The organism is Mesorhizobium sp. M7A.F.Ca.CA.003.01.2.1, assembly GCF_003998945.1.
In the GTDB taxonomy this organism is placed as follows: Bacteria; Pseudomonadota; Alphaproteobacteria; order Rhizobiales; family Rhizobiaceae; genus Mesorhizobium; species Mesorhizobium ciceri.
Genome location: NZ_RZRA01001441.1, coordinates 1 through 849, shown reverse-complemented (window position 1 = coordinate 849; position 849 = coordinate 1). Strand labels below are relative to the sequence as shown.

The following is an 849-nucleotide window of genomic DNA, read 5'->3' as shown; positions in this document are numbered from 1 at the left end:
GCCATTGAGTTCGACGAAGGCCGGCTCCGAGCCCGGAAAGGCACAGGCCTCGATATAGGTCGCCATGCCGAGACCGCGGATTTTTCCGCCGGCCTTCGACTGCGCCAGCCGCTCCGGAAACGCTTTCCATTCGGATTGCTCAATGGCGCGCTCCATATGGCCTTCGAATTCACCGGTGTCGTAGAGGCGGCCGGTTTGCGTCCGGTAGGGAAATTGCTCCGGCCGGATGAAATTGCGGCGGCGGATCTCCTCGACGGGCAGGCCGAGATCGTGGGCGCAGGCATCGACCAGTTTTTCCAGCAGGAAGGCTGCTTCCGGCCGGCCGGCACCGCGATAGGCATCGACCGGGCAGGTGTTGGTGTAGAGGCCGGTCACCGAGACGTCGAGCGCCTGGATATCGTAGACACCGGTCGACATGGTGACGCCGATATAGGGGATGAACGGACCATATTGCGAGATATAGGCGCCGATGTTGGCGAGCAGGTCCACCTTCATGCCGAGAAAGCGGCCGTCCTTGTCCAGTGCCATCTCGGCCGTGACGAAATTGTCGCGGCCTTGCGCGTCGGTCTGAAAGTGTTCCGTGCGGTCGCCGGCCCACTTCACCGGGCGGCCAAGCCGCTTCGCCGCTTCCAGCACCAGCGGATATTCGCGGTAGACGAAGCTCTTGGGCCCGAAACCACCGCCGACATCAGGTGTGATGACGCGCAACTGGCCCTTCTTGATCTTGAACACGCTGGCCAGGATGTACTGCATGGAGTGCACGCCTTGCGACCCGGTGGTCAGCACGAAGCGCTTCTCCTCGACGTTCCATTCGCCGATCGCGGAGCGCGGCTCCATGTAGTTGCAGAC

General features: G+C 62.7%; 1 protein-coding gene. It reads right to left on the bottom strand.

The genetic code is table 11. From position 1 onward, the window contains the following. On the bottom strand, positions 1–849 hold an 849-nt coding region (locus EN969_RS33315), incomplete at both ends, for a molybdopterin cofactor-binding domain-containing protein (protein ID WP_164758763.1).